This is a genomic window from Paludibacterium sp. (assembly GCF_019232825.1).
In the GTDB taxonomy this organism is placed as follows: domain Bacteria; phylum Pseudomonadota; class Gammaproteobacteria; order Burkholderiales; family Chromobacteriaceae; genus Paludibacterium.
On the sequence record NZ_JAFAND010000126.1, the window covers coordinates 1 to 9,180 of the forward strand.

The following is a 9,180-nucleotide window of genomic DNA, read 5'->3' on the forward strand; positions in this document are numbered from 1 at the left end:
CCGCCGGCAGGCCGACGGCACGCTGATCTTCCTCGGCCGCGCCGACCGCCAGGTCAAGATCCGCGGCTTCCGCATCGAGCCGGGCGAGATTCAGGCCGCGCTGTTGGCGCACGACGGCGTCGACGCCGCCGCCGTCATCGCCCGCGACGGCCAATTGCTCGCCTACGTGACCCCGCGTCCGACCGCGCGAACCGACGGCGACGCACGCGAGGGTTTCGTCGACGCCTGGCGCGCGTCATTCGACGCCACTTATTCGGAAAGCGAGGCGAGCGATTTCAACTTGGTCGGCTGGAACAGCAGCTATACCGGCGCGCCGATCGACGAGGCGGAGATGACGCAGTGGGTCGACGGCACCGTGGCACGTCTGCGCGCGCTTTCGCCGCGGCGCGTATTGGAGCTCGGCTGCGGCACCGGCCTGTTGTTGACCCGGCTCGCGCCAAGCTGCGCACACTACCTGGGCATGGATTTCTCCGCCACGGTGCTTGGCCAGTTGCACGACTATCTGACCGGCATCGGCGCCGCCGACCATGTCGAACTGCGCCAGGGCATGGCCGACGAGCTGGACTTCCTCGCCGACGCTAGTGTCGATCTGGTGATTTTGAATTCGGTGGCGCAATACTTCCCGGATAGCGACTATCTGCGCAAAGTACTGGCCCAGGCGATCCGGGTGACGCGCGCCGGCGGCCACGTCTTTATCGGCGACGTGCGCAACCTGGCGCTGCTCGGCGCGTTCCACACGTCGGTACGGCTCCACAACGCCCAACCGACGACGCCGCTCGCCACCGTGCGGCGCGAGGTCGAGGCGGCCTGCGCGCAAGAGGCGGAGCTGCTGCTCGACCCGGCGTTCTTCAGCGAGGAAGTGGCGCGCAGGCCAGGAGTCGCGCGCGTAACGCTGGCGCCGAAGGACGGCGACTACGATAACGAACTCAGCCGCTTCCGCTACGACGTGACGCTGCGTGTTGGCGAAGCCGAAACGCTGGCCGCGCCGGACACGGTCCTGACGTGGGACGACGGTGACGACCCGCTGGCGCGCTTGGAGGCCGAACTCGCCGCCCAGCCGGAAGTCTGCATCGCGCTCGACACCGTGCCGGACCGGCGCGTCACGCCGTTCACGCGTGCCTGGCAAACGCTGCAAACGGGCGCGGCGCGCACGGTGGCCGATCTTGCCCTCGCCGCCGACGGTGTGACGCCATCCGCGCTATTCGCCATGGCGCGCCGTTACGGCGCCACGCTGGCCTGGCAGCCCCAGGGCCTCGGCGACCGCTACCGCGTGCTCTTCAATCCCAGCTGGCAAGCCGCGCCCTCGCGCGGCGGGCAACCCGCGCCCCACCCAGGCCACGCCAACACGCCGGCGCGCCTCGGCGCGGATACCGCGTTGACGCAAGCGCTCAACGCCGCGCTCAAGCAGCGGCTGCCGGACTATATGCTGCCATCGGCGATCCTCGTGCTGCCGGCCCTGCCGCTCACCGCCAACGGTAAGCTCGATCAGGCCGCCCTGCCCGATCCGGTGCGAACGGCACAGGCCTATGCGCCGCCGCGCACGCCGCGAGAGCATCTGCTGTGTCAGCTGTTCGCGGAGATGCTGACCTTGCCGCGCGTCGGCATCGACGACGATTTCTTCGCCCTCGGCGGTCACTCGCTGACGGCGGCCCGGCTGATCGGCAAAATCGGCACCGCGCTCGGCGCGCGTCTGTCGATCCGCGCGCTGTTCGAGGCGCCGACCGTGCGCGCGCTGGCGCTGCGGCTGAGCCAGCGCGAAGGCGACGGCGACGCGTTCGACGTGCTGTTGCCGCTGCGCGCGCGCGGCCGGCTGACGCCGCTCTTTTGCATCCACCCGGTCGGCGGCCTGGCGTGGGCGTATGCCGGCTTGCTGCATGGGCTCGACGACGAGCGCCCGCTCTACGGCATCCAGGCGCGCGGCATTTTGACGGCCGAATACGCCGCGCCCGACATCGCCACGCTAGCGCGCGACTATGTGCGTGTCGCGCGTGCCCTGCAGCCGCAAGGGCCCTACCTGCTGTTGGGCTGGTCGTTCGGTGGACTGATCGCGCACGAGATGGCGCGCCAGTTGCAGGCGGAGGGAGACGAAGTGGGCTTGCTGGCCATGATGGACGCCTACCCGATGCGGCCGGGCGACCGGCTGCCCGAGTGGGACGAACGCGCCGTGCTCGCCGGTTTCGCCCAAGCGCTCGGCATCGCGCTGACGCCAGCGGAGGCGGCGGGGCTGTCGATGGCGGTCTTCGTCGCCGCCGCGCGCCGCGCCGGCCACGTGCTCGGCTGCCTGGATGACAGCCAGGCGCAACGGTTCCTGGCACTGCTGGCGGATTTCCGCCGGCTCATCCCCGCCTTTAGGCCAGGCAAGATCGACGGCGACATGCTGTTTTTCCAAGCGTTGCGACCGGAAGCGCTCGGCATCGAGCATGCGGACGGCATCACGCCGCACGTCTGGCAGCCGCATGTCGGCGGCCGCCTTCACCTCCGAGCGCTCGACTGCGCCCACACGGAAATGGCCAATCCGGATCCGATTCGACAGATCGCGCGCGACCTGGAGCAATTCCTGCGCGAAACGGCGCCATTGCAGGCGCGCCAACCTGGGGAGACACCCATGGAACGCTAGGTGGAGACACGCGCTTCTCGCTGCGAATGAGCAAGAAAAATCAAGACAACGGTATGCCATACCGATGTAAAGTAGCGCCTTGTAGTATGCATACACGCTGGGCGCCCGAGCATAACAGCATGGGCGTGCCCCAAATCCACTTGGGATGATTTTCCGTCATTTACCGAAAATTTCCCGCCATTGGCCGAATAGGGCGCGCCTAATTAATTCGGATTGTTTATCGTTTCAGCGTGAAAAAATCAAGTACAAAACGCCGGGCGCTTCGTCCGGCGAGGAGCGCGCAATGCAGGAAAAAACCGCTCGGCCCGGCCAATACCCGGGCCGTTTGTCGTGCCTGACCTCTCTCGTGGTCGGCGTGCTGTTGACGGGCTGCGCCGTCGGACCTGACTTCAAGACGCCAGGCGCCGAACCTCAGGCCGGCTATCAATCCGCTGCCGGCAAGCCGGTGCGGGTCGCGCAGTCGGGGGCGCCGGACGCCGGCAACGCCGGCGTGCCGCAAACGCTGACGCAAGGCCGCGATCTGCCCGCCGACTGGTGGACGCTGTTCCGCTCGCCGGAACTGGACGCCATGATTCGCGAAGCGCTGGCGCACAGTCCGACGCTGGCATCGGCCGAGGCCGCCGTGCGTCAAGCGCGGGAAAGCTACAACGCCGAGGCGGGCACGCTGGAATCCCCCACGATCAACGCCGAAGGCAACGCCAACCGCGAACGCCAGCTGCAGTCGTCCACGCCCAATACCTTCAACGTCTATAGCGCCGGACTGACGGTCTCGTACACGCTGGACCTGTTCGGCGGCGGGCGCCGCGACTTGGAAGCATTGGCCGCCCAAGTGGACTACCAGCGCTATCAGCTGGAAGCGGCGCGCCAGACGCTGATTTTCAATGTCGTCAACACCGCGGTGCTGGAAGCATCCGCGCGCACCCAAGTCGAGGCGACGCGCGCCGCGCTCGCCGCCCAGACCGCGCAGCTCGACATCATCGGCAAACAATACCGGCTGGGCGGTCAACCGTTGACCGCCGTCCTGTCGCAACAGCAACTGGTGGCGCAGACCAGCGCCACGCTGCCGACGTTGGAGAAGGCGCAGTCGCAGTACCGCAACCAGTTGGCGGTTTACCTGGGACGCTACCCGAACGACCCGGACCTGCCGCGCATCGATCTGGACGCGCTGCGGCTGCCGCAGGACTTACCGTTGTCGCTGCCGTCCGAACTCGTGCGTCAGCGCCCGGACATCCAGGCGAGCGAGGCGCTGCTGCACCAGGCCAGCGCCAAGGTGGGCGTGGCCACGGCCAACCTCTACCCGCAAATCACGCTGTCGGGCAGCTACGCGCGTCAGCGCACCGACATGGCCGGCGGCCACAACACGGTGTCGTTATGGAATCTCGGCGCCGGGCTCGTGATGCCGATCATTGACGGCGGCACGCTGCGCGCCGAGCGCCGCGGCGCGATCGCCGCCTACGATCAGGCCGCCGCGCAGTACCGTCAGACGGTGCTCTCGGCATTCCAGAACGTGGCCGACACGCTCTACACGATCCAGGCGGACGCCGGGCAGTTGAACGCGCAAGCCAATCAAGCCGAGGAAACGCGCCGCCTGCGCGACATCACGCGCGCGCGCTTCCAACTCGGCGCGGTCAGTTACGTCAACGTGCTGGATGCCGAGCGCGCCTACCAACAAGCGCGGGTGAGTCTGGCCACGAGCCAGGCAACGCGCTTCGCCGACACCGCCATGCTGTACATGGCGCTGGGCGGCGGCTGGTGGAACCGCGCCGGGCATCCCGAAGCCGGCGGCAGCCTGAACACGGCGTCCGGCAACAACGATAACAACATTCAATAAAAGGAACCCGATTATGACCAAACGCATGTTGATCATGCTGGGCGGCGTGTTGCTGCTGATCGTTTTGCTGGGATTCGGCTTTTTCCTGCACATCCGCAGCCTGATGGCCGCCGCGCCCAAACCGGGCGCGCAAACCGTGACCTCCATCGTTGCCGAACCGCAGGAGTGGCAGTTGCAGCTGAACTCGGTCGGCACACTGTCGGCCGTTCGCGGCGTCGACCTCAGCAGTGAAATCGCCGGCATGGTGCGCACGGTGGCCTTCAAGTCCGGACAGGACGTCAAGGCCGGCGAAGTGCTGGTCGAACTCAATGCCGACGCCGACATCGCGCAGCTGCACGCATTGCAGGCGAGCGCCGAGCTTGCCGCCATCACGCTCAAGCGCGACCAGGCCCAGCTGGCGGTCCAAGGCGTGAGCCAAGCGCAAGTGGATAGCGACGCCGCCGATTTGCGCGCCAAGAATGCCCAAGTCGAGCAGCAGGCGGCGCTGGTGGCCAAGAAGGTCATCCGCGCGCCCTTCGCGGGCCGCATCGGCATCAGCGGCATCAACCCGGGCCAATACATCAATGCCGGCGACAAGATCGTGACGCTGCAGGAGATCAATCCGATCCATCTGGATTTCTATATCCCGCAAAGCCGCCTGGCACGCCTGGCGGTCGGCCAGCAAGTGACGTTGAGCACCGACACCTTCCCGGGCCAAAGCTTCGTGGGCAAGCTCAGCGCCATCAGCCCCAAGGTGGACGACAGCACGCGCAACGTCCAAGTGGAAGCGCTGATCGACAACCCGCAGCGCAAGCTGCTGCCGGGTATGTTCGCCAATACGCACGTCGCGGTCGGCCAAAAGCTGCGCTTCCTGACGCTGCCGCAAACCGCGATCACGTATAACGCCTATGGCTCGACCGTCTACGTCGTGGAAAAGAGCGACAAGACCGTCGCCGGCAGCAACAAGGTGGTGCGTCAGGTGTTCGTTACCACGGGCGAGACCCGAGGCGATCAGGTAGCGGTATTGACCGGACTCTCGGCTGGCCAGGAAGTGGTCACCAGCGGTCAACTCAAGCTGAAGAACGGTACGCCGGTGGTCATCGACAACACGGTGCAGCCGACCAACGCCGCGGCGCCGACGCCGCAGGAGCATTGAGACAGCCCATGAAATTTACCGATATTTTCATCCGGCGGCCGGTGCTGGCCACCACCATCAGCTTATTGCTGGTGGTGCTGGGCCTGCGCTCGCTGTTCAGTCTGCCGGTCGAACAATACCCGCGGACGCAAAACGCGGTGGTGACCATCTCCACCACCTATTACGGCGCTGACGCCAAAACCGTGGCCGGCTTCATTACGCAGCCGCTGGAGTCCGCCATCGCCCAGGCGCAGGGGATCGACTATCTGTCGTCCACGAGCTCGAGCGGGGTATCGACCATTACCGCCACGCTGCGCCTGAACTACGACAGCAACCGGGCGCTGACCGAAATCAACAACCAGGTGAATTCGGTCAAGAACCAGTTGCCCGCCCAGGCGCAACAACCGGTGCTGACGGTGCAAAGCGGGCAAACCACCGACGCGATGTATCTTGGCTTCTATAGCAAGACGCTGCCGGGCAACAACGTCACCGACTATCTGCAGCGCGTGGTCAAGCCGAAGCTGGACTCGCTCGAAGGCGTGCAGACGGCCGAAATTCTTGGCGCGCGTCTGTTCGCCCTGCGCGCTTGGCTCGACGCTGACAAGATGGCGGCGCACGGCGTCACGGCCACCGACGTGTATAGCGCGTTGGGGAGCAACAACTACCTGGCCGCGGTGGGCACCACCAAGGGCCAAATGGTGTCGGTGCCGTTGACCGCCGCCACCGATCTGCACACGGTGGACGAGTTCAAGCAACTGGTGGTCAAGCATAACGGCGATGCCATCGTCCGGCTGGAGGACGTCGCCACGGTCACACTGGGATCGGAAAACTACGACTTCAACGTCGCCTTCAGCGGCGTGCGCTCGGTGTTCATCGGCATCAAGGTGGCGCCGCAAGCCAACATCCTGGACGTGGCCAAACGCGTGCGCGCCGTCGTTCCGGACCTGCAGAAGCAGTTGCCCGCGGGCCTGACCGGCAAGATCGTGTATGACTCGACCGACTTCATCAACACCTCGATCGACGAGGTGGTGAAGACGCTGGTCGAGGCGCTGTTGATCGTGACCGTGGTGATCTTCCTGTTCCTCGGCAGCCTGCGCGCGGTGCTGGTGCCGGTGATCGCCATGCCGCTGTCGCTGGTGGGCACGTTCTTCATCATGCTGATGCTCGGCTATTCGATCAACTTGCTCACCCTGCTTGCGCTGGTGCTGGCCATCGGCCTCGTGGTCGACGACGCGATTATCGTGGTCGAGAGTGTCGATAGACATATGCGCGAGGGCATGTCGCCGCTGGATGCCGCGATCGAGGCGGCGCGCGCGCTGGGCAGTCCGATTCTGGCCATGACCGTGGTGCTGGTGGCGGTGTACGTGCCGATCGGCTTCCAAGGCGGTCTGACCGGGGCGCTCTTCACCCAGTTCGCCTTCACGCTGGCCGCGGCGGTGACCGTGTCGGGCGTGGTGGCGCTGACGCTGTCGCCGATGATGTGCTCGCGCTTTTTCAAGGCGGATCAGGACAGCGGCCGTTTCGTGCAATGGATCGATCACACCTTCGAGCGCGTGCTGGGCGGCTACAATCGCCTGTTGGCCAACCTGCTGTCGACCTGGCCGGTACTCGTGGTCATGGGCGGCATCTTGCTCTTGCTGTTGCTGGGCTTGGCGAAAATGTCGCAGTCGGAACTGGCGCCGGAAGAAGACCAGGGCATCGTGCTCGGTCAGGTGGTCGGCGCGCCGAACGCCACGGCCAACCAGATGCAGGCTTACGCCAACCAAATGTTCCAGGCGAGCAAGGCCATGCCGGAATATCAGCAGATGTTCCAGATCACCGGCACGCCGACGATCAACGCCGGTATCGGCGGGGTATTGTTCAAGCCTTGGAGCGAACGAAGCCGCAGCGCGCACCAGATTCAGATGGACCTGCAACAGAAATGGGGCAAGATCGCCGGCGCACGCGTGGCGGCGTTCCAATTCCCGCCGTTGCCGGGGTCGTCCGGTCTGCCGCTGCAATTCGTGATCAAGACCACCGAACCGTTCCAGAACTTGAACGAGGTCGCGCAGCAGGTGATCGACAAGGTGCGCAGCTCCGGCAAGTTCTACTTCGCCGACGTCGACCTCAAGGTTGACCAGCCGCAAGCGAGCTTGGTGGTGGACCGCGACAAGGTGGCGGCCATGGGCATGACGCAGCAGGATGTCGCCACCGCGCTCTCCGCAGCCATGGGCGGCGGCTACGTCAACTACTTCGCCATCGACGGACGCTCGTACAAGGTGATCCCACAGGTGCAGCAGACGAATCGGCTCAACCCGGATCAGCTGCTCGATCTCTACATCAAGAGCCCGAACGGCGTGATTCCGGTCAGCACCATCGCCCACCTGAAGTACACGGTGGAACCGGAATCGATCACCCGCTTCCAGCAGCAGAACTCGGCGACGATCTCCGGCGTGCCCGGCGTGGCGCAGGGCGACGCGCTGCAGTTCTTGCGCGACACCGTCGACGCGGTGGCGCCGACCGGTTACAGCGTCGACTACGCCGGCCCATCGCGCCAATACATGCAGGAATCGGGCGGCTTCATCGTCACCATGATGTTCGCGGTGATCATCGTGTTCCTGACGCTGGCGGCGTTGTTCGAAAGCTTCCGCGACCCGCTGATCATTCTGGTGTCGGTGCCGCTGGCGCTCTTCGGGGCGATGGTCTTCATCTTCCTCGGCTTCGCCTCGCTCAACATCTACACCGAGGTGGGGCTGGTGACGCTGATGGGGCTCATCAGTAAGCACGGCATTCTGATCGTCGAGGTCGCCAACGAGGAGCGCGCGCGCGGCGTCGGCAAGCTTGAAGCCATCAAGCGCGCCACCGCCGTGCGGCTGCGGCCGATCTTGATGACCACCGCCGCCATGGTGTTCGGCGTGTTCCCGCTGGTGATCGCCTCGGGCGCCGGCGCCGCCGGCCGGCACGCCATCGGTCTCGTGATCTTCACTGGCCTGTCGATCGGCACGCTGTTCACGCTGTTCGTGGTGCCGGCGATGTACATGCTGCTGGCGTCGGACCACCATGTGGCGCCGGTGTCGGCGACGGAGGAAGGCGACGTCGCCTAACCCGCCCCCGCCTCGCCACCAACGGCCGGACGACCATCATCCGGCCGTTTTTTATGCCGGGTAGCGTGCGCTCGCGTCGCAGCGCACGGCATTCCCACCCCATCCTTTCGGACAGACCACTTTGCGGCAACCACGTCCACTGCGGGAGTAAGAGAAAAACCTTTTAAGAGCAAAACCTTTAAAGCGGGAGTGGGGCCGCTTTTACTCCCGCCTTGTTTTTTAACTTTCAGAATTTACGGACAAGCTGCCCAATTGCCGTTTCCCGGTGAGCAAACTAATCTGGTGGGGCTTTGGGCGGATCATTGCCAAAGGCGCGGGCCCGGGGTGTTGCCACACCGCCGAGCCCGCTAACCACAACCAACTACCAAGGAGTTAGCCATGGCTATCCACGATGTTAATGCACTTCCTTCCACCCCGACAAACCGCCGTCTGCGTCAGCAGCAGTTACTGACACTGATTTCGGTCTTGTGCGAACCGCGGCAAACCCACCCCAACCCCGACGTGCGCCGGCTGATTTTCGATAGCCGCTTGAGTT

4 protein-coding genes are annotated in these 9,180 nt (G+C 65.3%); all 4 read left to right on the forward strand.

What is annotated here, in order from left to right:
• The coding region (locus tag JOZ06_RS16240) for a thioesterase domain-containing protein (protein ID WP_293234300.1) at window positions 1-2,617 on the forward strand (2,617 nt) is incomplete at its 5' end.
• 283 nt (window positions 2,618-2,900) lie between these two features.
• Complete coding sequence (locus tag JOZ06_RS16245) at window positions 2,901-4,448, forward strand: efflux transporter outer membrane subunit (protein ID WP_293234302.1); 1,548 nt, start codon at window positions 2,901-2,903, stop codon at window positions 4,446-4,448.
• Window positions 4,449-4,461: 13 nt separating this feature from the next.
• Window positions 4,462-5,583, forward strand: coding sequence for an efflux RND transporter periplasmic adaptor subunit (locus tag JOZ06_RS16250; RefSeq protein WP_293234304.1), 1,122 nt, complete (start codon window positions 4,462-4,464; stop codon window positions 5,581-5,583).
• Window positions 5,584-5,591: 8 nt separating this feature from the next.
• Window positions 5,592-8,645, forward strand: a complete 3,054-nt coding sequence (locus tag JOZ06_RS16255) for an efflux RND transporter permease subunit (RefSeq protein WP_293234306.1) — start codon at window positions 5,592-5,594, stop codon at window positions 8,643-8,645.
• The last annotated feature ends 535 nt before the right edge of the window (window positions 8,646-9,180 follow it).